Annotated in this window: 17 protein-coding genes and 1 tRNA gene; 6 read left to right on the top strand and 12 right to left on the bottom strand. The window is 59.9% G+C overall.

Translation table 11 applies throughout. The features are described from left to right. The first annotated feature begins 11 nt into the window (after positions 1-11). The 4 genes from JFT66_RS07485 to JFT66_RS07470 all read left to right on the top strand — a co-directional run bounded on the left by JFT66_RS07485 (position 12) and on the right by JFT66_RS07470 (position 5,934). Positions 12-293 carry a hypothetical protein gene (locus JFT66_RS07485; protein ID WP_034116104.1) on the top strand — a complete coding sequence of 94 codons (282 nt, stop codon included), beginning with the start codon at positions 12-14 and terminating at the stop codon, positions 291-293. 332 nt (positions 294-625) lie between these two features. Continuing rightward, positions 626-2,431 carry a phenylacyl-CoA dehydrogenase gene (locus tag JFT66_RS07480; protein WP_034116103.1) on the top strand — a complete coding sequence of 602 codons (1,806 nt, stop codon included), beginning with the start codon at positions 626-628 and terminating at the stop codon, positions 2,429-2,431. Positions 2,432-2,635: 204 nt separating this feature from the next. Continuing rightward, entirely contained in the window at positions 2,636-3,925 is a 1,290-nt protein-coding gene (locus JFT66_RS07475) for a GGDEF domain-containing protein (protein WP_198859048.1), read from the top strand. 230 nt (positions 3,926-4,155) lie between these two features. Then, the gene (locus JFT66_RS07470; RefSeq protein WP_034116101.1) at positions 4,156-5,934 is read left to right on the top strand and encodes an acyl-CoA dehydrogenase C-terminal domain-containing protein; all 1,779 of its coding nucleotides are present in this window, start codon (positions 4,156-4,158) and stop codon (positions 5,932-5,934) included. Between the two features lie 226 nt (positions 5,935-6,160). Here JFT66_RS07470 and JFT66_RS07465 read toward each other — a convergent pair whose 3' ends face one another. Then, complete coding sequence (locus tag JFT66_RS07465) at positions 6,161-7,060, bottom strand: LysR family transcriptional regulator (RefSeq protein ID WP_034116100.1); 900 nt, start codon at positions 7,058-7,060, stop codon at positions 6,161-6,163. A gap of 209 nt (positions 7,061-7,269) precedes the next feature. On the opposite strand from JFT66_RS07465, the gene JFT66_RS07460 reads away from it, so the two are divergent. Both JFT66_RS07460 and JFT66_RS07455 read left to right on the top strand, forming a co-directional pair. After that, positions 7,270-8,538, top strand: a complete 1,269-nt coding sequence (locus JFT66_RS07460; protein WP_198859047.1) for an aspartate aminotransferase family protein — start codon at positions 7,270-7,272, stop codon at positions 8,536-8,538. 183 nt (positions 8,539-8,721) lie between these two features. Continuing rightward, on the top strand, positions 8,722-8,880 hold the full coding sequence (locus JFT66_RS07455) for a YqaE/Pmp3 family membrane protein (RefSeq protein ID WP_003194776.1): 159 nt from the start codon (positions 8,722-8,724) through the stop codon (positions 8,878-8,880). Between the two features lie 5 nt (positions 8,881-8,885). Here JFT66_RS07455 and pqqE read toward each other — a convergent pair whose 3' ends face one another. From pqqE to JFT66_RS07400, 11 genes are all read right to left on the bottom strand, one after another. Then, positions 8,886-10,016 carry a pyrroloquinoline quinone biosynthesis protein PqqE gene (pqqE, locus tag JFT66_RS07450; protein ID WP_015886197.1) on the bottom strand — a complete coding sequence of 377 codons (1,131 nt, stop codon included), beginning with the start codon at positions 10,014-10,016 and terminating at the stop codon, positions 8,886-8,888. Continuing rightward, complete coding sequence (gene pqqD, locus JFT66_RS07445; protein ID WP_153871428.1) at positions 10,009-10,284, bottom strand: pyrroloquinoline quinone biosynthesis peptide chaperone PqqD; 276 nt, start codon at positions 10,282-10,284, stop codon at positions 10,009-10,011. The genes pqqE and pqqD overlap by 8 nt, the downstream gene beginning before the upstream one ends. After that, positions 10,281-11,033, bottom strand: a complete 753-nt coding sequence (pqqC, locus tag JFT66_RS07440) for a pyrroloquinoline-quinone synthase PqqC (protein WP_153837529.1) — start codon at positions 11,031-11,033, stop codon at positions 10,281-10,283. Before pqqC ends, pqqD begins: the two co-directional genes overlap by 4 nt. Positions 11,034-11,044: 11 nt before the next feature. Beyond that, the gene (gene pqqB / locus JFT66_RS07435) at positions 11,045-11,956 is read right to left on the bottom strand and encodes a pyrroloquinoline quinone biosynthesis protein PqqB (RefSeq protein ID WP_034116095.1); all 912 of its coding nucleotides are present in this window, start codon (positions 11,954-11,956) and stop codon (positions 11,045-11,047) included. A gap of 71 nt (positions 11,957-12,027) precedes the next feature. Further along, the gene (pqqA, locus tag JFT66_RS07430; protein WP_003194766.1) at positions 12,028-12,102 is read right to left on the bottom strand and encodes a pyrroloquinoline quinone precursor peptide PqqA; all 75 of its coding nucleotides are present in this window, start codon (positions 12,100-12,102) and stop codon (positions 12,028-12,030) included. 158 nt (positions 12,103-12,260) lie between these two features. Then, positions 12,261-14,636, bottom strand: a complete 2,376-nt coding sequence (gene pqqF / locus JFT66_RS07425; RefSeq protein WP_198859046.1) for a pyrroloquinoline quinone biosynthesis protein PqqF — start codon at positions 14,634-14,636, stop codon at positions 12,261-12,263. Between the two features lie 48 nt (positions 14,637-14,684). Beyond that, positions 14,685-15,479 (bottom strand): carbon-nitrogen hydrolase family protein, encoded by a 795-nt coding sequence (locus JFT66_RS07420; protein ID WP_034116094.1) that lies wholly within the window; start codon positions 15,477-15,479, stop codon positions 14,685-14,687. Positions 15,480-15,489: 10 nt separating this feature from the next. After that, positions 15,490-17,172, bottom strand: a complete 1,683-nt coding sequence (locus JFT66_RS07415; protein WP_034116684.1) for a flavin monoamine oxidase family protein — start codon at positions 17,170-17,172, stop codon at positions 15,490-15,492. 167 nt (positions 17,173-17,339) lie between these two features. Continuing rightward, positions 17,340-17,786, bottom strand: coding sequence for an Lrp/AsnC family transcriptional regulator (locus JFT66_RS07410; RefSeq protein ID WP_034116093.1), 447 nt, complete (start codon positions 17,784-17,786; stop codon positions 17,340-17,342). A 109-nt stretch (positions 17,787-17,895) separates the two neighbouring features. Next, positions 17,896-17,972: transfer RNA gene (locus JFT66_RS07405), tRNA-Ile, on the bottom strand. 15 nt (positions 17,973-17,987) lie between these two features. Continuing rightward, on the bottom strand, positions 17,988-21,731 hold the full coding sequence (locus JFT66_RS07400; protein ID WP_034116092.1) for a bifunctional diguanylate cyclase/phosphodiesterase: 3,744 nt from the start codon (positions 21,729-21,731) through the stop codon (positions 17,988-17,990). Positions 21,732-21,799: the final 68 nt, after the last annotated feature.

Raw genomic sequence — 21,799 nt, 5'->3', positions numbered from 1 at the left:
AGGCTTACGCCATGGAAATCTCTGGAAGCAGCGCGTTTTATTCGGGCCTGAGCAGCATTCAGACCGGGCAGAACCGTGTCGACCAGGCGGCCGGCAAGATTGCCAGCGCCGCGACGACCCAGCCATCGGGTGCACAAAGTGACCGTCTGCAAGCCAATGACCGCGCCCAGCCGTCCAACTCGGCGAGCAATATGGTGGAAATGGCCCAGGGCAAGTTTCAAGTCGAGCTGGGGGCGAAAGTCGCCAAGGCTTCGGATGAAATGCTCGGCACCTTGATCGATACCTACGCTTAATCCCTCTCTAAATTCATGCCTGCTCTTCTGTGGGAGCGGGCTTGCTCGCGAAGGCGAATCTTCAGCCAGCATTGCAGCTGACTGACGCACCGCTTTCGCGAGCAAGCCCGCTCCCACATTTGTCCTGCGTCATTCTGCTGAACCTCTTCGAATCATGCGGCGTCTTGCCGCAAGCATTGGCGTGCCTGAGATTGACCCGCATCAAGACAAACGGCATCCGGCCGACGCTTGACAACCCTGGGTCGTAAACGTATGTTTCAAACACCTGTTTGACCGCCATAACAAATCCACGCGGTTGTTCATCCCAGCTACATCAGCAGAGGTTTATCGCTATGCCTGACTACAAGGCCCCCTTGCGTGATATTCGCTTCGTTCGTGACGAACTGCTCGGTTATGAAGCGCACTATCAGAGCCTGCCGGCTTGCCAGGACGCTACCCCGGACATGGTTGACGCCATTCTCGAAGAAGGTGCCAAGTTCTGTGAGCAAGTACTGGCACCGTTGAACCGCGTGGGCGACATCGAAGGGTGTACCTGGAGTGAGTCAGGCGTTAAGACCCCTACCGGCTTCAAAGAAGCCTACAAACAATTCGTCGAAGGCGGCTGGCCGAGCCTGGCCCACGATGTGGAGCACGGCGGCCAAGGCCTGCCGGAATCCCTGGGCCTGGCGGTGAGCGAAATGGTGGGTGCCGCCAACTGGTCGTGGGGCATGTACCCGGGCCTGTCCCATGGTGCGATGAACACTATCTCCGAGCACGGCACCCCAGAGCAGCAAAACGCCTACCTGACCAAACTGGTGTCGGGCGAATGGACCGGCACCATGTGCCTGACCGAGCCGCACTGCGGCACCGACCTGGGCATGCTGCGCACCAAGGCCGAGCCTCAGGCTGACGGTTCCTACAAAGTCTCCGGCACCAAGATCTTCATCTCGGCCGGTGAACACGACATGGCCGATAACATCGTCCACATCGTGTTGGCCCGCCTGCCGGACGCACCGGCTGGCACCAAAGGCATCTCGCTGTTTATCGTGCCGAAGTTCCTGCCTAACGCCGATGGTTCGGTGGGCGAGCGCAACGCAGTGACCTGTGGTTCCCTGGAACACAAGATGGGTATCCACGGCAACGCCACCTGCGTGATGAACTTCGACGCGGCCACCGGTTTCCTGATCGGCCCGGCGAACAAAGGCCTGAACTGCATGTTCACCTTTATGAACACCGCTCGCCTGGGTACCGCGCTGCAAGGCCTGTCCCACGCCGAGATCGGCTTCCAGGGTGGCTTGAAATACGCCCGTGATCGCCTGCAGATGCGCTCGCTGACTGGCCCGAAAGCACCAGACAAGGCCGCTGACCCGATCATCGTGCACCCTGACGTGCGCCGCATGTTGCTGACCATGAAAGCCTTCGCCGAAGGTAACCGTGCGATGGTGTACTTCACCGCCAAGCAAGTGGACATCGTCAAGTACGGCACTGACGACGAAGCCAAGAAACAGGCTGATGGCCTGCTGGCGTTCATGACCCCGATCGCCAAGGCGTTCATGACCGAAGTCGGTTTTGAATCGGCCAACCACGGCGTGCAGATCTACGGTGGCCACGGTTTCATCGCCGAGTGGGGCATGGAGCAGAACGTTCGCGACAGCCGCATTTCGATGTTGTACGAAGGTACTACCGGCATCCAGGCGCTGGACTTGCTCGGCCGTAAAGTACTGATGACCCAAGGCGAAGCGCTCAAGGGCTTCACCAAGATCGTGCACAAGTTCTGCCAGGCCAACGAAGGAAACGAAGCCGTCAAAGAGTTCGTTGCACCGCTGGCGGCACTGAACAAAGAGTGGGGCGAGTTGACCATGAAGGTCGGCATGGCCGCGATGAAAGACCGTGAAGAAGTCGGGGCCGCCTCGGTGGATTACCTGATGTACTCCGGCTACGCGTGCCTGGCTTACTTCTGGGCCGACATGGCGCGCCTGGCGGCTGAAAAGCTGGCTGCCGGCACCACCGAAGAGGCGTTCTACACCGCCAAGTTGCAGACCGCACGCTTCTACTTCCAGCGCATCCTGCCGCGTACTCGTACCCATGTGGCGACCATGCTGTCGGGTGCCAACAACCTGATGGACATGAAAGAAGAAGACTTCGGCCTGGCTTACTAAGCCTTACCGGGGCCTTTGAAAACCGCCGTCTCCTTAGGGAGGCGGCGGTTTTTTATGGCCGGTTAAAAAACCACAGCACAGCACTCAGGGATTAGGAGCGCCTGCCGTTAAAGTGATGGCAATGTGATACGTGTCGGTCGGTTGTGCTTAACTGATCGAATAGAGGCACAGTGCCATTATTTTTTACGGGTCGGAGTTTTACCCTTGTCACGCGTGTCCGCTGTACGTTTCAGTCATTTCCTACCTTCGCTGCTGCTGTTGCTGGCTGGGCTCTCGGCTGCGTACGTCAAGGACCTCAACGTCTTCTTCACCTCGCTGTTTAACGTGCTGCCGACCTTGGTGTTGCTGCTCGGCGGTGCGTATTGCGCGGTGTATCGGCGCCAGCGTGAACTGTTCTTGATGATCACGGTGTACGTCGCCTATTTCCTGCTGGATACCCAGACCGATTTCTACCGTGACAATGGCCGTGTGCGCGAAGACGCCGCGGTGGTCTTTCATCTGTGTTGCCTGCTGTTGCCACTGCTGTTCAGCATCTACGCGGTGTGGCAGGAGAAAACCCACCTGTTCCGTGACTTCGTCGCACGCGGCGCGGTGTTACTGGCGGTGGGCAGCGTGGCGTTGGCCTTGGAGCAAAGTTATCCCCAGGCGCTCCTAAACTGGCTGGCGGAGATCCGCTGGCCACTGTTGCATGGCGCCTGGATGAGCCTGATCCAACTCTCTTACCCGATGTTCCTGATTGGTTTCCTTACCCTGGCCGCACAGTACTGGTATCAGCCGCGCCCGCTGCACGCCGCGCAACTGGTAGGGTTGTTGGGCTTGTTCTGGATGCTGCCGCAAACCTTCATTCTGCCATTCACCCTTAACATCATGTGCAGCCAGGTCATGTTGATGATCGCTGCCGGTGTGGCTCATGAAGCCTATCAAATGGCGTTCCGCGACGAATTGACTGGCTTGCCGGGGCGGCGAGCCCTCAACGAGCGCATGCAGCGTTTGGGGCGCAACTATGTGCTGGCGATGAGTGACGTTGATCACTTCAAGCGTTTCAACGACACCCATGGCCACGACGTGGGTGACCAGGTATTGCGGTTGGTGGCGAGCAAGCTGTCCAAGGTCAACGGCGGCGGGCGTGCCTATCGTTACGGCGGTGAAGAGTTCGCCGTGGTGTTTGCCGGCAAGACCCTGGATGAATGCATGCCGCACCTCGAGGAGATCCGCGAGATCATTGCCAGCTACGATATCAAGTTGCGTAATCCGGACCGCCCCCATGATGATCATCAGGGTCGGCAGCGGCGTGCGGGTAGTGGCGCTTCCAGTGTGTCGGTGACGGTCAGCATCGGCGTGGCCGAGCGCCAGGCCGAGCAGCGTAGCCCCGAAGAAGTGCTAAAGTCCGCTGACCAGGCGCTGTATGCCGCCAAGGGGGCCGGGCGCAATTGTGTCGTCGCAGCAGGGCAAAACCGACGGGGTGCGGTACGCATGGAAAGCACTGCCGGTTGAGTAATGGCGGTGTATTCAGCAACGCTATAGTGAATGCCTGACGCGACTGCCTGCCGACGTTTGTCCCCTACGGCTGCAAGCTTGGTAATCCAAAGGAAAAGGCTGGCATGACTTGTAAATACTTATGGGTCACAACTGGACTCTATGTGTCTTAAAAGTTGTTCGGTTACACTCGGAGCCTGTAAAACCGATCCTGTCGAATTACTTTTCACGTTCTCACGAGGTTTGCCATGGCTGATTACAAAGCGCCGTTGCGTGATATGCGCTTCGTCCTCAACGAAGTTTTTGAGGTCGCCAAGACTTGGTCCCAATTGCCGGCATTGGCAGACGCCGTTGACGCCGAAACCGTTGAGGCGATCCTCGAAGAAGCCGGCAAGGTCACCGCCAAATCCATCGCCCCACTCAGCCGCGGTGGCGATGAGCAAGGCTGCCACTGGACGGACGGCGCAGTCAGCACCCCTGACGGTTTCCCCCAGGCCTACAGCACCTACGCCGAAGGCGGTTGGGTTGGAGTGGGCGGCGACCCGACCTATGGCGGCATGGGCATGCCCAAGGCGGTGTCGGCGCAGGTCGAGGAAATGATCAACTCCTCGAGCCTGGCATTCGGCCTATACCCGATGCTGACCTCCGGTGCCTGTGTATCGATCAACACCCACGCCAGTGAAGAGCTCAAGGCCACCTACCTGCCGAATATGTACGCCGGCACCTGGGCAGGCTCCATGTGCCTGACCGAAGCCCACGCGGGCACTGACCTGGGGATGATCCGCACCAAAGCCGAGCCTCAGGCGGACGGTTCCTACAAAGTCAGCGGCACCAAGATCTTCATCACCGGTGGCGAACATGACCTGACCGAAAACATCATTCACCTGGTGCTGGCCAAACTGCCGGATGCACCGGCCGGGCCCAAGGGCATTTCGCTGTTCCTGGTGCCCAAGTTCCTGGTCAATGCCGATGGCAGCCTGGGCGCGCGTAACCCGGTAACCTGCGGCTCTATTGAACACAAGATGGGCATCCAGGCGTCCGCGACCTGTGTGATGAACTTCGACGAAGCCGTGGGTTACCTGGTAGGTGAGCCCAACCGTGGCCTGGCGGCGATGTTCACGATGATGAACTATGAGCGCCTGGGGGTGGGTATCCAGGGCTTGGCGTCCGGCGAGCGCTCCTATCAGAACGCGATTGAATATGCCCGTGACCGTCTGCAGAGCCGCTCCCCGCTGGGTGCACAGGCCAAGGACAAAGTGGCCGACCCGATCATCGTGCATCCCGATGTACGCCGCATGCTGCTGACCATGAAGGCGGCGAACGAAGGTGGCCGGGCGTTCTCCACCTACGTGGCGACGCAGTTGGACATTGCCAAGTTCAGCGAAGATGCGGCTGCTCGCGAGCGCGCGGATAACCTGGTGGCGTTGCTGACGCCTGTCGCCAAGGCGTTCCTTACGGATCTGGGCCTGGAAACCACCGTGCTCGGCCAGCAAGTGTTTGGCGGCCATGGTTACATCCGCGAGTGGGGCCAGGAGCAGTTGGTGCGTGACGTGCGCATCACTCAGATCTACGAAGGCACCAATGGCATTCAGGCCCTGGACTTGATGGGACGCAAGATCGTCGGCAGCGGCGGTGCGTTCTACACCCTGTTCGCCGATGAGATCCGCCAGTTCATCGCTGAGTCGGGCCCTGAGTTGGCCGAGTTCACCAAGCCGCTCAGCGTGGCGGTGGATAACCTGGATGAATTGACGGCCTGGGTGCTGGACCGCGCCAAGAGCAACCCGAATGAAATCGGCGCAGCGTCGGTGGAATACCTGCATGCGTTCGGCTACATGGCCTATGCCTACATGTGGGCGCGCATGGCCAAGGCCGCGTTGGGCAAAGAGGCCGAGGAGGCGTTCTACGCCAGCAAACTGGGCACCGCACGTTTCTACTTTGCCCGTCTGTTACCGCGTATCCACTCGTTGAGTGCGTCGGTAAAGGCCGGTAGCGAATCGCTGTTCCTGATGGATGAAGCCCTGTTCTAAGGGCGGGGAGGGCGTGTAAGCATTCTCTTACATCACGTGCTGCTATTCGTCCTCTATCGCCACATTGGATCCACGGCTAATCTACTTCACATGGACGTCGCGCAGGAAGCGCAAAGCAACAACACGGACACGTAGGATTCTGCCAGGATGGCGGAGTGAAATGGATGTCAGGGAAACAGTCTGCAAAGCCCCGCTTCGGCGGGGTTTTCTTTTGCCCGCGAAAAAGTCAGGCGCTCGCCTGCGGGGCATTCATCACGTCCTCCAGCAAGGTACGCAGCAGCGCTACCGTCGCCTGCTGGCGCTGCACATCGCGGCACACCAGCCCCACTTTCAGCGACACCCTGGGTTCACTCAAGGGTTTCCACAGCAGTGCCTTGCTGTTGTGTTCGTCCTGGGAGCGCCCTGGCAGCACCGTCGCCAACCGGGTGTGGGGCAGGCTGTCGAGGATGCCCACCATGGTATTGAGCTCTGCCTGTACTTGCGGGCGTCGTCCCAGGTTGGCCAACTGGCCCTGCCAGATCTGCCTGACTTGAAACTCTTCCCCTAGCAGCAACATCGGCAACTCGGCTGCCTGTTTCAGCGAGACTTTCTTGAATTCGCGTAGCGGATGGTCTTCGGGAATCACCAGCTTCAACTCATCTTCATACAACAACACACCGTGCAGGCCTGGCTGACGTGGCGGCAGGTAGCTGATGCCAATGTCGAGGGAGCCGTTGAGCAGTCGGCGTTCAATTTCGTGCCCCGTCAACTCGTAGATCTGCACCACCAGGTGGGGCTGGGCCTTGCGCACGCGCTCAAGCATCTGCGGCACCAGGCTGGTGTGTACGGTTTGCAGCACGCCGATGGCCAAGGTCCGCATAGCCTGGCCCTTGAAGTTGCGCAGCGCCTCGACAGCCTGCTGCATGCCATCGATGAGCGGCAACGCATGGTTGTATAAGGTATGTGCCGCCAACGTCGGTAGCAGGCGCTTACTGCTGCGTTCGAACAGGCTCACGTCGAGGTTCTGTTCCAGTTGGCGGATTTGTTGCGACAAGGCTGGCTGGGAGATCGACAGGCGCTCCGCTGCACGACCTACGTGGCCTTCCTCATACACCGCGACGAAATAACGCAGTTGCTTGAAATCCATAAGGTTTGCTTATCGAAAAAGCTGGAAAATCGAAATGGCCGTTGGCCCCCGAGACGCCTAGTCTAGCGCCTATTCGCAGGGCTTACAGGGCCGGATCGGACAATGAATAACCTTTGTGTTGATAGCGTTTACATAGGCAATACAAAAAATTCCCAGGTGGATTGGCCGGGGTGCACCGACCAAGGTCCGGTTGCCATCGGGGGTAACTTGTGAACCTGTTCAATATGCGCCGCCCCGCTCCGAGCCTGGATGACCTTATCCTGGATTCAACACGCAACAATCACTGCGCCGAGTCCCTGATGCCCGCGGTGGCCCGCCCACCTCAAGTGTTCGTACGTGGCCAGGGCTCCTGGCTCTGGGACAGCGAAGAGCGTGCGTATCTGGATTTCAGCCAGGGCAATGCCGCCAACAGCCTCGGCCACAGCCCACAGGTGTTGATCAAGGCCCTGGCTGAACAAACCCAAGTGCTGATCAACCCCGGCAACGGCCTGCATAGCCGCGCACAGCTCAATCTCGTCGAGCGTCTTTGCCGGCAGACTGGCAGCGACCAGGCTTACCTGCTCAACAGTGGCGCACAGGCCTGCGAGGCGGCGATCAAGCTGGCGCGCAAATGGGGACAACTGCATCGCGGCGGTGCCTATCGCATTATCAGCGCGAGCAACGGTTGCCATGGTCGTAGCTTCGCCGCGCTGGCAGCTTCGGCCGGGGCGCTGGGCAACCGCTTCGAACCGCAACTGCCGGGCTTCAGCCACGTCCCTTTCAATGATCTTCCTGCCCTGCATGCCGCTGTGGATGCCCAGACGGTAGCTATCATGCTGGAGCCGATCCAGAGCGCTGCTGGCGTTATCCCGGCGACCGAGCACTATCTCAAGGGCGTCGAGCGGCTATGTCGCGAACTGGGGATCCTGCTGATCCTCGACGAAGTGCAAACCGGCATCGGTCGCTGCGGCACCTTGCTCGCCGAGCAACAGTACGGCGTACGCGCCGACATCATCACCCTGGGCAAAGGCTTGGGCGGCGGTGTGCCGTTGGCGGCGCTGCTGGCTCGGGGCAAAGCCTGTTGCTTTGATGCCGGCGAGTTGGACGGCACCCACCTTGGCAATGCGCTGATGGCCTCGGCCGGGTTGGCCGTAACCGATACGGTGCTGGAGCACGGCTTTCTTGAGCATGTACGCGAGTCGGGCTGCTACTTGGGCGAAGGCCTCGCCCGTCTGGCGTATCGCTACGACCATGGCCAATTGCGCGGAAATGGCCTGATGTGGGGGCTGACGTTGTCGGATGATTCTGCGGATGCAGTGGTAAAAGCCGCCTTGCATGAGGGGCTGATCCTTAACGCGCCGCAATCCGACTGCCTGCGCTTCACGCCGGCTCTCACGGTAAGCAAAAGCAATATCGACGAAATGCTCCTGCGCCTGGCCCGCGCTTTTTCACGGGTGCGCACCGCCCAACTGCAATGCCGCCGGGGCATTGCGGTTTAACCGCTTATTCCAGAACCGTCTCGCGGCATACGCGGCGCCCTCAGCCTGATTTTTTTGGCTGGGGGCGTTTTTTTTCCGGTTCAGTAAAGGATGGCGCAGTGCCAGATCCCACTGAACCCTCACGAACGTCCAAGGTCGATTAGCTACACGGCTCACACGAGCCGATTTTTATGGAGCTGACCCATGGACATCATTCGTATCATCATCGCCATTCTGCTGCCGCCACTGGGTGTGTTCCTGCAAGTAGGTTTCGGCGGTGCATTCTGGCTGAATATCCTGCTGACCCTGTGCGGTTACTTCCCCGGCATCATTCACGCGGTGTACATCATCGCCAAGCGTTAAGGCGCTCAGCCTTTTGCAATGAGCCGTGAGTTGCGCTCATTGCGAAAGGCCAGTTGCTCGATGGTCTGGGTGGCGTGTTCGGCTTCTTCCCGTGCCTGAAGAATGATGCCGTGCTGTTCGGACTTGCTGCACACCGGGTCGGCATTGCTGGCATCACCGGTGAGCATGAACGCCTGACAACGGCAGCCGCCGAAGTCCTTTTCCTTTTCATCGCATGAGCGACATGGCTCGGGCATCCAGTCGTAGCCACGAAAGCGATTGAAGCCAAACGAGTCGTACCAGATGTGCTGCATGCTGTGGTCACGCACATTGGGAAATTGCACCGGCATCTGTCGAGCACCGTGACAGGGCAGGGCGGTGCCGTCCGGTGTCACCGTCAGAAAGATGCTGCCCCAGCCATTCATGCAGGCTTTCGGGCGTTCCTCGTAATAGTCCGGAGTGACGAAGATCAGCTTGCACGGGTGGCCTTCGGCCTCCAGCTTGGCGCGGTATTCGTTGGTGATGCGTTCGGCACGCACCAGTTGTTCCCGGGTCGGCAACAAACCCACACGATTGAGCTGCGCCCAGCCGTAGAACTGGCAGGTGGCGAGCTCGACAAAATCCGCTTCCAACGCAATGCACAGTTCGATAATGCGGTCGATCTTGTCGATATTGTGCCGATGGGTGACAAAGTTCAGCACCATCGGGTAGCCATGTGCTTTTACCGCACGGGCCATTTCCAGTTTTTGCGCGAAGGCTTTTTTCGAGCCGGCCAGCAGGTTGTTCACCTGTTCGTCGCTGGCCTGGAAGCTGATCTGGATGTGGTCCAGGCCAGCCTTTTTGAAGTCGCTGATTTTCTGCTCGGTCAGGCCAATGCCGGAGGTGATCAGGTTGGTGTAGAAGCCCAGCTTGCGCGCTTCTGCGATCAGCTCGGCCAAGTCCTGTCGCACCAGCGGTTCGCCGCCGGAAAAACCCAGCTGCGCGGCGCCCATCTCGCGGGCTTCGCGAAACACCTTGATCCACTGTTCGGTGCTCAGCTCCTTGCCCTGTTCAGCGAAATCCAGCGGGTTGGAGCAATACGGGCATTGCAACGGGCAGCGATAGGTCAGCTCGGCCAGTAGCCATAGCGGCAGGCCGATGGCCGGTTTTTCAGGCAAGGGTGATCCAGTGCTCAGCACGGGCGACCTCCATGAATTGCTCGATGTCTTCACCGAGTTCAGGCACACCGGGAAACTGCTTATCCAGCTCGGCAATGATTGCTGCCACGTCGCGCTTACCGTCGATCAAGCCACCGATCAATGCGGCGCTGTCGTTGAGTTTGATCATGCCCTCGGGGTAGAGCAACACATGGCCTTTCTGTGCGGGTTCGTACTGGTAGCGATAGCCTTGGCGCCAGGTCGGTGTTCTGCTGCGATCAAAGCTCATAGGGTGATCCCTTTATGCCAGACCCGCTGTTCGGTCACGCTGTGATACGGCGGGCGTTTCAGTTCGTAAGCCATGCTCATGGCATCGAGCATGCTCCACAGGATGTCCAGTTTGAACTGCAGAATCTCCAGCATGCGCTCCTGGCCTTCACGGGTGGTGTAGTGCTGCAGCGTTATCGCCAAGCCGTGCTCTACATCGCGCCGCGCCTGGCCCAGGCGGGTGCGGAAGTACTCGTAGCCGGCCGGGTCGATCCACGGGTAATGCTGCGGCCAGCTGTCGAGGCGTGACTGGTGGATCTGCGGCGCGAACAGCTCGGTCAGGGAGCTGCTGGCGGCTTCCTGCCAACTGGCGCGGCGGGCGAAGTTGACGTAGGCGTCCACTGCGAAACGCACGCCGGGCAGCACCAGTTCCTGGGAGCGCAGTTGATCCGGGTCGAGGCCGACAGCCTGGCCCAGGCGCAGCCAGGCTTCGATACCGCCGTCTTCACCGGGGGCGCCGTCGTGGTCAAGCAGGCGCTGGATCCACTCACGGCGAATTTCACGGTCCGGGCAGTTGGCCAGGATCGCGGCGTCTTTCAAGGGAATGTTCACCTGATAGTAGAAGCGATTGGCGACCCAGCCCTGGATCTGCTCGCGGGTGGCGCGGCCTTCGTACATCGCCACATGGTAGGGGTGATGGATGTGGTAGTAGGCGCCCTTGGCCCGCAGGGCTGCTTCGAACTCAGCGGTAGTCAGCGGTGTGTCAGTCATTTCGATCGCTCCTACAATTCAATACTCATGCCGTCGTAAGCCACTTCCACATTGCGCCGCACCAGCTCGGCCCGCTCGGGCGAGTCTTCATCGAGGATCGGGTTGGTGTTGTTGATGTGGATAAGCACCTTGCGCTGCTTCGGTAACTGCTCCAGCACTTCAAGCATGCCGCCAGGGCCGTTCTGCGCCAGGTGGCCCATTTCGCGACCGGTGCGAGTGCCGACGCCACGGCGCTGCATTTCGTCGTCGTCCCACATCGTACCGTCCACCAGCAGGCAATCGCTGCCGGCCATGATTTCCAGCAACGGCGCGTCAACCTTGCCCAGGCCCGGGGCGTAGAAGAGTTTGCCGCCAGTGCGCAGGTCTTCGACGATCAGGCCGATATTGTCGCCTGGGTGTGGGTCGAAGCGGTGCGGCGAATAGGGCGGCGCGGCGCTGCGCAACGGCAGCGGGGTGAAACGCAGGTTGGGGCAGGCCGGGATGGTAAAACTGGCATCTAGCTCAATGCGGTTCCAGGCCAGGCCACCGTTCCAGTGGGTCAGCATGGTGAACAACGGGAAACCGGTGCTCAGGTCTTCATGGACCATGTCGGTGCACCACACCTGGTGCGGGCAGCCTTCGCGCAGGCTCAACAGGCCGGTGGTGTGGTCGATCTGGCTGTCCATCAGGATGATCGCGCTGATGCCTGTATCGCGCAGGGCGCGGCCTGGTTGCATGGGCGCAAAGCCCTGGAGTTGTGCGCGGATATCCGGTGACGCATTGCACAGCACCCAGTTCACGCCATCGTCGGAGATCGCGATGGACGACTGGGTACGCGCCTGGGCCCGCAGGCTGCCATCACGATAACCTGCACAGTTCACGCAGTTGCAGTTCCACTGCGGGAAACCACCGCCGGCGGCGGAACCTAGAATCTGGACAAACATGATCGCTCCATCAGGCAAAGCTCAAAACAAAAACGCCCCGGGCGAACCGAGGCGTTGTATTACTCAGCCAATCAACGGCTGGCGAAGTACATGGTGACTTCGAAACCGATACGCAGATCAGTGTAAGCAGGTTTGGACCAAGTCATATTCTTACTCCTATCAAGGGATGGGACGTTCACTACCAAGTAATACATATAGTCCACCTCCCATTGGAGATGTTCAGATATTGCTGCGGAATATTACGCAATTCTTTCCAAGTTAGCGCTGTCTCGACGGAAAAAGCCTGTTGCAGGGTTGGCAATGATCATTGCGCCGCATACCAGTCATGGTTGCTGCACGGCCCGTTCGCCACGCAGCGCCAGCCGCCTGTAGCGTTATTGAGTTGTTCAGCGGCGTGCTGCAAATCCTCGCGTGTACGGCTTTGAATCAGCTGTTGAAGTTGATCCAGATAACCCGACGAATGACCCGCCAGTTGCGCGTGCCAAAGCAAGTCGGCGGCTTGGCTGATGGGCAATGTCTGGGCCGCGAATTGCTGCGCCAGGGCCTGGTTGCCCAAGTCTGGGCTGCGCTCGATCAAGGACGGCAGTTGCCCCAGGAAGGCTTGCAGCTGCTCAGAGATCCCGTCCAGGGACATGCTGGGCGATTGCACGCCAAACAACAGGCCGGTTTGCCCGTTGATTTGTCGGATACCGCTGAACACGGCGTAGCCGATTTGCAGCTCGACTCGCAGGCGCTGATAGAACGGCCCCTGGAGCACATGCCCGAGCAATCGCCACGTGGCTTCATCGGCCAGGGATTGACTCGGAGCAGGACAAAAAAGCAGCAATGCAGCGTCGCTGGACTCGGTGTTGACCTCGTGCCAGAGATGCTGGCCGTTGAGAATTCGAGGCGTGTACGGGATGTTTGCCGGTTGCCCTGGCAATCGGGCAGCTGCGATTTTGATCGCCGCCTCACACGCGGCGGGCAAACCCGAACCCAGCCCTTGCCACTGCGCAGTGGACCACGATGCATGGGTTTCTCGGGGCCCAGGGTGAACACCGGCACAGCAAACGGGCAACGCCTTGAGCAATTCCCGAATGGCGATCATCGGCACCGGTGCGGGTGGCGATAGTTGTTCATCGTCACCGCTCAGACAACGCGTCAGCGCTTCGAGCACGGCCGGCATCGGTGCGTGAAGGCCGTGCATTTTTACCAGCCAGTCATTGGCGATGGTTTCGCAAGACAACTCGATGCCCGCCTGGCGCGCATGTTCGCGCAACGGCTGCAGCGCGTGTTCGAGCCCGGAGGGGGCGGCAGCGTCAAACCGCCAGTGCAGGTACAACGCGCCTTCGTCGGTGTCGTCCGCCAACGCTTGGCTGAATGTCAGTGCAGACAGCTCCCGTCGACCCCGTAAGCGATCCTGGGCAAAGGTACGCAAGCCACGGTGGGCGCTGGTTTGGCCGCGTATCAGGCCGGCGCGTTCCTCTTTGGCTGGCGGACGTAGCAAGGGGTTGTTCGGCGGGAGCTGCCAGTTGTGCTCAGCGGTGGGCAGGTGCAGTGCATCGAGCATCGCCTTGAGGGCTGCGACGCCCTGTTCCGACAGGTCTTCGGCGTCGTTGCGAGCCAATGCCAGGGCGCCTTGAACCTGCTGTTGACGAGCATTGAGCAAGGCGAACTCTTCGCGTAACGCTGTCCAATCGCTGTGTGCGAAAAAACTCAGCCAGTCGTACAACAGCGCTTCGATTTGCGTGGCCTGTTCGCGTTCGCTATCGAGGGTAAAGTCGATATCCAATACCGCCTGATCAGCGAAGTGATACAGCACGGATGCGTGCAGCGCGGTGGCCAGTTGCCGTGCTTTCAGTTCAGCGAGCAACCCGCCTGGCGCAGAGGCGTTAAGCCAGGTGCAGAGGAACGCCAGCGCTTCACGTGGGGCGTCACAGGTGATGACCTGATGCAGATGATGATTGGCAACGTGTTGATAGCTGTGTGCTGGGCCCTGCATCAAGGCGGGTGGGGCGGCTTGTGGATGCAGTGGCCCTGAGTTCAATTCGTCACTGAACTGCTGGGCCAAGGCTTGCAGTTCTGCCAACGGCTGTGGGCCGGCGAGGCTCAAGGTCATCTGCCCGCTTTGATAGAAATGCCCGTGGAACTCTCGCAAGGCTTGCTGAAAGGCGTCACTTTCAACCGGCAGGCTGTCGCGGTTGCCGGCATGAAAACCCCGCAGCGGATGATCCGCCGCCAACCCTTGCAGCAACGCCACTTGCTGTTGCGCCTTGGCATCCTGGGACCAGGCCACACATTCCGCGTCCAGCACTTCGCGTTCACGCCGTTGATCGTCGAGCGCCAGCCGTGGATGGGTCAGCATATCCGCCAACCGCGCCAGCCCACCTGCAAAGGCTGACGCCGGCAGTTCGAAGAAGAAGTCGGTGGTGCGTTCGCGGGTGCTGGCATTGACCTGCCCACCGTGACGCTGCACGTAAGCCATCAGCCCCTTGTCTGTCGGAAAACGCTCGGTACCGAGAAACAATAAATGCTCAAGAAAATGCGCCAGCCCCGGCCAGGCCAATGGCACGTCATGGCTGCCGGCAGCCACCTGTAAAACCGCGGCGCTACGTTTCAAGCGCGGCGCATGGCGCAGCGAAACCCGCAGCCCATTGGCCAGGGTCAGGTGAACGGGGTGAGGGTGAACCGGCGCAGGCATGGGCACTTCCGAGGCATGGGAAGCGCCTATGCTAGCAAACCCACCGGGTCAGGGCTTGTGCAGTGCGCCGTAAAGTTCGGGGCGACGGTCTTGCAGGTAGTGATTGGCGGCGCGTGCGTCGAGGATCGATTGACGCTCCAGCGTGCCGACGATCAAGGCTTCATCCAGGCCGGCCTGGGCGATTCGCTGGCCATCCGGTGCGGCAATGCTGCTTTGCCCGCAATAGTGAATATCGCCTTCATGCCCGCAGTAGTTGGCATAGGCCACGAAACATTGGTTCTCGAATGCGCGCGCACGCACGGTGACGTCGGCAACGAAGTCGAACGGCACCATATTGGCGGTAGGCACCAGGATCAGTTCGGCACCGGCCAGGGCCAGGCGCCGGGTGTTTTCCGGGAACTCCAAGTCGTAGCAAATCAGCAAGCCCAGCTTCCATCCGTTCAACTCCACCACGGGGAAATCATCCGGCCCGGCGCTGAACATCGAGTGATCGAGATCGCCAAACAGGTGGGTCTTGCGGTAGTTGCACAAGCGCTGGCCCTGGGCGTCGATCAACTGTACGGCGTTGTAGATCTGGCCATCCTCGGCCCGTTCCGGGTAACCGTACAGAATCGCCAGCCCGGCACTTTGCGCCAGTTCGGCAATCGCCTGTGCCGACGGCCCATCCTGAGCCTCGGCCAGCGCGCCAACGGCTTCGGCGCCAATGTTATAGCCGCTGAGGAACATCTCCGGCAGCACCAGCACATCGGCGCCGCACGCCTCATGGGCCAGTTGGTGCAGGCGCTTCAGGTTAGCGGCCACATCCAGCGGCAGCGGCGGGCATTGGTACAGGGCGATACGCATGCTCAACTCCTTACTCGGCGAGGGCGATTGGCCCGATTTCATCGAACACATCGCCCGGGCCCGGGTTCTCTGGGTGGGTGCTGCCACCGAAGTGGGTCATGATGCCCCATACCGCATTAAGCGAGGTTTGCACCGCGCCTTCCACCCAGGCTGGGGTCCAGGAAACATCATCGCCGGCGATAAAAATCCCACGTTGTTCGGCGGGCATGTCCTTCTGCATGAAGTGCGCATACATGCGCTGATTGTAACGATAGTGGCCGGGCAATGCGCCTTTGAAGGCCCCGAGGAAATGCGGGTCGGCTTCCCAGGATACGGTGATCGGGTCACCGATGATGCGCGCCTTGATATCAACCTTCGGGTAGATCTTATTCAGCGCGTCGAGTGCCAGCTTGACTCGTTTATCGATAGGCTGGGGCAGCATCTTCAGTGCATCGCTCATCCACGAGTAGGACAGGCAGATCACGCCCGGCTTATCGTCACCGTTATCGAACAGATAGGTGCCGCGGGTCAGGCGGTCGGTGAGGGTCATGCTCATCAGGTCGCGGCCGGTTTCCGGGTCTTTGTCTTTCCAGAACGGGCGGTCAACCATCACGAAGGTCTTCGATGACTGCATGTAGCGCGTGCGGTCCAGGGCCATCCACATTTTTTGCGAGAACAGGGTTTCGTCGCATTCGATCTGGGTGGTCAGCAGCCAGCTTTGGCAAGTGGTCAGCACTGCGGCGTATTCACGGGTGTCGCCGTAGTTGTCGGTAACGGCGAAACGGCCATCGGCGGCGTGGGCAATGCGCTTGACGCCTGCCCGAGGTGCGCCTCTATGCAGTGAGCTGAGGCTGGTGCCCGCTGGCCAGTGGGCGCAACGCTCCGGCACGTGGCGCCAGATGCCCATGGGCACTTGTGCCACGCCGCCGACGATCAGGTGTTGATGGTCATCGCAGTTGGTCATCACCACGCGGAAGATTTCCAGCATGGAATTGGGGAAATCCGAGTCCCAGCCGCCAGTGCCGAAGCCGACCTGGCCAAACACCTCGCGATGATGGAATGACAGCTTGGCAAAGGCCTTGGAGGTGGCGACGAAGTCGTAGAAGGTACGGTCATCCCACAGCGGCACCAGCTTGTTCCACAGTTCCTTGAGGCGGGGCACATCGCGATCGCGGATCGCCTGCTGGATATCACCGAACTGCGAGCCGGCTTCCAGGGCATCGGCCCAGGCATCGGCCACTTCCTGGAACAGTGCAGGCAGGTCGGAGAGTTTCTGTGCGTAGTGGGTCTGGCCTTCCAGATCGATGACGGTACTGCCGGACGCCGGGGTCAGCGGGTTGGGGAAGGGTTTTGTTTCCAGGCCCAGCTTGTCCACGTAATGGTAGAACGCGGTGGACGACACCGGGAACCGCATGCCGCCCAGCTCGGCGATGATACCTTCGGCACCTTCAAAGGCCTGTGAGCGCAAACGGCCACCCATCTTCGAGGCTTCATACACCACCGGTTTGAGGCCCAGCTTCATCAACTCGTAGGCCGCAACCAGGCCTGCGATACCAGCCCCCACGATTGCCACTTCGGCGCCATGGTTGGCGGCGGGAATACTGCCCAGCCCGGCGGGGTGTTCGATCCAGTCATCAAAGGCAAACGGGAAATCCGGACCGAAGATGGTGATGGGTTTCTTACCGTCTGCTGGGTGGCGATTGGTCTTGCTGATGGTGCTGGACGGAATGCTCATGGCTGACCTTACTGACGGCTCGGCGGGATATGGCCCGTTGAGTATAGGAAAAGATGGCAGCCAGTTTAGGGAGCGTTACGCTCGTTAATAAGACGCAATGTGTCGTCGGATTGAACTGGTTTTGGTCAATATGACGAAGTTGGTGATCAAACTGGTTGGCCGCGATCCAGTTTGTTGCTGAGGATGATCGAGGTGGTGGTTTTCTCCACACCGTCGACACTGCCGATCTGGTCGAGCAATTGGTCCAACTGCTCCGGCGAATCGGTGCGCAGCCAAGCCACGTAATCGAATTCTCCACTCACCGCACACAACTGTTGCACCTGAGCCATGGCACTCAGCCTGCGCAGCACCTCTTTGCCCGAACGCGGTTGTACGGTAATCCCCACATAAGCCTGCAACCCCCCATCCGCAACGCGTTGGCCAAGCCGCACGCCATAACCGGTGATCACCTGGGTTTTCTCCAGGCGCGCCAGGCGCGACGTCACCGTAGTGCGCGCAATACCTAACTGCCTGGCGAGCATGGCCACGCTTTCGCGAGCGTTGAGCTGAAGGGCGGCGATCAGTTGGCGGTCGATTTCGTCTAGGGCGGGCAAGGGGGGCTCCAGTGCGGACGGCAATGAGCAAGCATGGTACAGGCTTGGCCCAGCGGACAAAACCGCTACACCAGACACGCAAAAGCCGCGCAGTGCGCGGCTTTGAGTATGGTGGGCCCAGTAGGACTCGAACCTACGACCAAGGGATTATGAGTCCCCTGCTCTAACCAACTGAGCTATAGGCCCTCAGTAGGCCGCGGATTATAACGATGGTTTCTTCACTGTGCCATCCGAAAAATCCTCCAGCCTCGTACGAAGGAAGTTCGCGGCAAAAAGCACGGGCGGCAGCGGCAGGCTGACGATGTAGCCTTGCATCTGTTCACAGCCTTCGGCGGCGAGGAAGGCCTGCTGTGCGGCGTTCTCTACGCCTTCGGCGATGATGGTGAATTGCATGCTGTGGCCGAGGGCGATGATGGCGCGCACGATGGCGACATCGTGCGGATCGTCGGGCAGGCCGCGGACGAAGGATTGGTCGATCTTGAGGAAGTCCAGGGGCAGGCGCTTGAGGTAGCTGAGGGACGAATAGCCGGTGCCGAAATCATCAATCGCCAGTTGTACACCCAGCCGCTTGAGTTGGTGCAGCACTTCCAGCGCTTCTTCGGCCTGGCTCATGATGAAGTTTTCGGTGATCTCCAGCTGTAGGCAACCGGGTTCGAGACGGTAGTCGCGCAGCAGCTGTTCGATGCGTGACAGCAGGTTGGGGTGACGCAATTGTGCGCCTGCGAGGTTGACCGACAGTGGTCCGAAAGCGTCGAAAGCTCCTTGCCAGGCGTGCATTTGCCGGCAGGCCTGCTCCAGTACCCAGTCGCCAATCTGCAGGATCATGCCGTTCTCTTCGGCCAGGGCAATGAAGTGTTCGGGCGGGACATCGCCCAAGGTCGGGTGGTGCCAGCGGATCAAGGCTTCGGCGCCGATCAGCTCCTGAGTCACCAAATTGCGCTTGGGTTGGTAATACAGGCTCAATTCTTCACGTTCAATGGCGCGACGTAGTTCGTGCTCCAGTGCCACGCGCTCATTGGCCTGCGCCGTCAGGTCACGGGTATAGCTTTCGACCCGGTTGCGGCCCTTGGCTTTGGAGCGATACATCGCAGCGTCGGCGTTTTTTACCAAAGTGGCGACGTCAGTGCCGTCCTGTGGATACAGGCTGGTGCCGATACTGGCGCTGATAAAGAACTCGTGCTCGCCGGCCTGGAATGGCGGCGTAAAACAGTCAAGCAGCTTATTCGCCAGGTGCTGGGCATCGCTGGCCTGCTGCAAGCCGGGGAGCAGGATGATGAACTCATCGCCGCCGAGGCGAGCGACGGTATCCACGTCCCGCAGTTGCTCCTTGAGGCGTACGGCGATGTCTTTGAGCAACAGGTCGCCGACCGGGTGGCCGAGGCTGTCGTTGATGTGTTTGAAGCGGTCCAGGTCGAGAAACAATACCGCACCCTGTTTGCCGCTTTCCTGCTGGCCGTTGAGGGCGGCCTGCAGCCGATTCTCAAACAGGGTGCGGTTGGGCAGGCCGGTCAACGGGTCGTGGTGGGCCTGGTAGTCCAGGCGTGCCTGGGCCAGCTTGAGGCTGGAGATGTCGGCAAACACGGCAACGAAGTGCGTGATCAACTGGTCGCGGTTACGCACGGCGCTGATGGTCAACCAACTCGGATACACCTCGCCGTTCTTGCGCCGGTTGGAAATCTCACCTTGCCAGTGGCCGTGGGTCGTCAATTGGTGCCACATTGCCGCATAGAAAGCGCTGTCATGCAGGCCGGAGGCGAGCAGGCGTGGGGTATGGCCGAGGGCTTCGGTCTCGCTGTAGCCGGTAATCTCACTAAAGGCGCGATTGACGGCGCTGATGTTCTGTCGCGTGTCAGTGATCAACACGCCTTCAGCGGTGCTCTCGAATACGGTAGCGGCTTGCTGCAGTTTTTCCTGCATCAACTGGCGCTCGGTAATGTCCCGGGCGATGGTCAGCATGCAATCTTCGTCACCGATGGGCAGCGGGCGGCTGGACACTTCGCAGAGTCGAATCTGGCCGTCTGCGCGGCGGATATGGCAGATGAAGTCGCGGACAAAGCCGTCGCGTCGCATCAACTCCAACATGTGCTTGCGTTCGTTGAGGTCGACCCAGATGCCCAGGTCCAGGGTTGATTGGTCAAGGGACGTTGCGCTGGTGAAGCCGGTCAGGTGGCTGAAGCCTTCGTTCACCTCAACCAGCAGGCCATCACTTTGGCGGCTCAGCAGCAAGCCGTCGGGGGAGGCATGGAATGCCTTGGCAAACTTTTCTTCGGAGGTTTGCAATCGTTGTTGGGTTTCTTTGAGTTGGGTGATATCCCGTACCACAACCACCAGGGCTTCGGTGGTATCGAGTTGGAACGGCTCAGCCGAGATCAGCCCGGTAAACGCCTGACCATTGCTGCGCAGAAAGGGCATTTCCAGATTGCGAATACTGGTGGTCTGTACCCGTTGCAGCAAGTCCGGGCCAACGCCTTGAATGCCCCATATATTCAGCTCGGTGGCGGTTTTGCCCACGACGTCGTCGGCACTCAGGCCAATCTGGTCTTCGAATGCCTTGTTGACCTCCAGCAGGCAGCCATCGGACAGCCGGGCAATCACCAGGATGTCCGGGCATTGCTGGAACACTGAGGCAAACTTCTGCTCGGACAGTTGCAGGGCTTCTTCAGTGCGCTTGGCTTCGCTGATGTCGATCATCAGGCCGCGCAGCACCGGCTCATGGCCGTGTTCGATCAGGCTGACTATGTCGCGCACCCACAGGCAGCGGCCATCAGCCGTGATAACGCGGTAGTCGAGGCTATGATCGCGGTTGGCGCGGGTTTCTTGGTAGGAATACGCTTCGGCGCGGGTCAGGTCGGCGGGGTGAATGATATTGCGCCAGAAGCCGGGAATCAGCCAATGGGCGCGGGGATAGCCGAGCAGGTCTTCGGCATGGGGCGATACATAGCTGTAGGTGAAATCGCTGATGCTTGCTTCCCAGGCAATAGCAGACAAACTCTCCACCAAGCCGCGATAGTGGTATTCGCTGCTCCGCAGTTCTTGCTCGAGTGCGACCCGGCGGGAAATTTCCGAGCTGAGCCGGCGATTGATCCGAATCACCACGGCCAGCACGGTACTGAGCAATAACACCGCTGGCAGGCCGTACATCAGCAAGTCAGCCCAGAACGTGCGGTGATCGGTGAAGCTGCCGACCCAATGTTGCTGGATCGCATCGGTTTCGGTTGAACTGAGGTCGGCGAGGACTTTGTCCAGGATGCCCACCAGTATTTTTTCATCCCGTGGCACGCCCATCGCCAGTTGATAGCGGTAGGGCGTTTCACCGCTGACGTACAAACCATCGAGTTTGAGTTGGCGCAGGCTCCAGACGCTGGAGGCCAGGTCGCCGACTACCGCATCGACTTCATCGGTAGCCAGGGCTTGCAGGGTCGAGCTGACGTTGGGCATCGCCACCAGATTCAGGTCCGGATGGTGGGTGCGCAGCAATTCATGGGGTGCGTAGTTTTCCACCACGGCAACTTTCAGGCCGTACAAATCCTTGAGGTTGCGTGGTTTCGCGCCGCCTTCATGGGCAAGGATGACGATGGGAAAATCAAGATAAGGGCGTGTGAAGGCCAGGAAGCCTTGGCGCTCCGGGGTGGACATGATGCCGGGTAGCAGGTCGAGCTGATTGCTCCGGGCTTGTTCAAGCACAGCGGTCCAGTTGGCCGGCTCGATCAGCTTGATCGTGACGCCAAGGCGGTCCTGGATCAGGCGTACATAGTCGGCAGCCAGGCCCTGATAACGGCCATTTTCATCGCGGTATTCGAAGGGTGGCCAAGACGCGTCCACACCCAGGCGCAGCTCCTGATGGTCCGCCAACCAGCTACGCTCATCATCCGTAAGAGTCAACGCGCCAGCCGTTGCGGTCCAGGTCAGCAGCGACAGTAGTATCACGGTCGGCAATCTGGGCATAACGGTCTCGTTATGGCACGGGGAATGTTTCGAGTGTAGACGGGCATTTCGGGAGAGGGGGTGTTGCG

It is taken from the genome of Pseudomonas sp. MF6755 (genome assembly GCF_016405635.1).
GTDB classification, from domain to species: domain Bacteria; phylum Pseudomonadota; class Gammaproteobacteria; order Pseudomonadales; family Pseudomonadaceae; genus Aquipseudomonas; species Aquipseudomonas haemolytica.
Note: the sequence above shows the minus strand (reverse complement) of the source record. Positions and strands in the feature narration are given on the sequence as shown.